The sequence below is a fragment of the Micromonospora sp. NPDC047620 genome (assembly GCF_043205005.1).
Taxonomy (GTDB): domain Bacteria; phylum Actinomycetota; class Actinomycetes; order Mycobacteriales; family Micromonosporaceae; genus Micromonospora.
Window position 1 is genome coordinate 1 of sequence record NZ_JBIDDG010000086.1, and the last position, 2,009, is coordinate 2,009.

At 71.8% G+C, this 2,009-nt stretch carries 1 protein-coding gene; it reads right to left on the reverse strand.

Annotated features, from left to right (window positions below; all coding sequences use genetic code 11):
- Window positions 1-2,009: condensation domain-containing protein (locus ACGF5C_RS34295; RefSeq protein ID WP_393308507.1), on the reverse strand; the 2,009-nt coding region annotated here is incomplete at both ends.

The window sequence follows — 2,009 nt, forward strand, 5'->3', positions numbered from 1 at the left end:
GGTGGCGCCGGAGTCGTCGAGCAGGAAGGCGATGCGGTCGGCGGGCAGGCGGGGGTCGATGGGCACGAACGCGGCGCCGGTTTTCGCGGCTGCCCACACGGTGACGACGGCGTCGAGTGAGCGTGGCAGGGCGCTGGCGAGCACGGTGTCCGGGGTGAGGCCGCGGCGCAGCAGCAGACGGGCCAGCCGGTTGGATCGCTGGTCGAGGTCGCGGTAGGTGAGGGTGTCGGTGCCGCAGGTGGCGGCGACGGCGTCGGGGTGGGTGGCGGCGGTGGCGGTGAGGATGTCGTCGAAGGTTCGCGGCCGGCGGTGCGCGCGGGCCGGGTGGACGGGTTCGGTGTCGTCGGCGGCGGTGAGCCGTGCCAGCGGGGTGGCCGGGTCGTCGGCGATGTGGTGCAGGAGTGCGACGAACCGGTCGAGGATCCACTGTGCGCGGTGGGTGTCGAATTCGTCGTCGAGGTAGCGCAGGGTGATGCGCAGTCCCGGTGCCGCGGCCGGGTCGGTGCCGGTGTGTTCGGTGTCGTCGGATTCGGGGGTGACGACGAGGCTGAGCGGGTAAGGGGTGGCGTCGACGCCGGTGATGTCGTCGATGTGCAGGCCCGCGGCGTCGACGAGGTGCTGCAGGGCGGGCCGGTCGACGGGGAAGGACTGGAAGGCGACGGCGGTGTCGAACAGGGCGGTCATTCCGAGGGCGCGGTGGATGTCTGCCAGTCCGATGTGGTGGTGGTCGAGCATGCGGGCCTGGTGTTGCTGGATGCGGGTCAGCAGCTGCTCGACGGTGTGGGTGGGGTCGAGGGGCACGCGCACGGGGACGGTGTTGAGGAACATGCCGAGGGTGCGGTCGACCTGCGGGAGTTCGGGGGGCCGGCCGGAGACGGCGGATCCGAAGATCACGTCGGTGTCGCCGGTCAGTTCGCGCAGGGTCAGCGCCCATGCCGCGGCGACGGCGGTGTTGACGGTGACGGCCGCGTCGGCGGCGGCGCGGCGCAGGTCCGCTGCCTGGTGGGCGGGCAGCAGGGTGTCGATTTCGCCGGCGGAGGTGTCGCGGTGGGCGGCGTCTGCGCGGGCGACGCGGGTGGGTGATTCGACGTCGGCGTATTCGTCGGCCCAGGCGGCGGTGGAGGCGGCGAGGTCTTGGCGGTGCAGCCAGGCCAGGTAGTCGCGGTAGCTGGGTGCGGGTTCGGCGGTGTCGATGTGGGCGGGGGTGCTGTAGTCGGCGAGCAGTTCGCTCATCAGCAGCGGCATGGACCAGCCGTCGAGGATCACGTGGTGGTTGGTGACGAGCAGCCGGTAGCGGTCGGGGCGCACGGTGATGAGGGTGAATCGGATCAGCGGCGGCGCCGACAGGTCGAACCCTTCGGCGGCGTCGTCGGCGGCCACCTGATCGAGGTCGGCGTTGTCGGCGCCGGAGGTGAGGTCGATGTGCCGGAAGTGGACGGGGGCGTGGCCGAGCACGATCTGGCAGGGTCCGGCGCTGGTGTCGGTGAAGGCGGCGCGCAGGGTGTCGTGGCGGTCGACGAGGGCTTGGGCGGCGCGGCGCAGGCGTTCGGCGTCGATGGTGCCGGTGAAGCCGATGGCGGTTTGCACGGTGTAGTTGTCGCCGGCGCCGGGGTTGTAGGTGGAGTGGAATCGGATTCCGGCTTGCATCGGCGACAGCGGCCACACGTCGGCCAGGTCCGGGTAGCGGTGGTCGAGCCGTTCGACGTCGGCGGCGGTCAGCTCGACCAGCGGGAAGTCCGACGGGCGCGGGGGGCGGCCGTCGGCGCGGTGGGCCGGTTCACGGGTCGGCGACGGGTCGACGGCGACGGTGCCGCCGACCAGTTCCGCCAGGGCGGCAACGGTTTTGGCTTCGAAGACGTCGCGCGGGGTGAGGGTGAGCCCGGCCGAGCGGGCCAACGCCACCAGCCGCATGGATACGATGCTGTCGCCGCCGAGGGTGAAGAAGTTGCTGTCGGCGTACACGGTGTCCAGGTGCAGGACTTCGGCGAACAGTTTCGCCATGAGCTGTT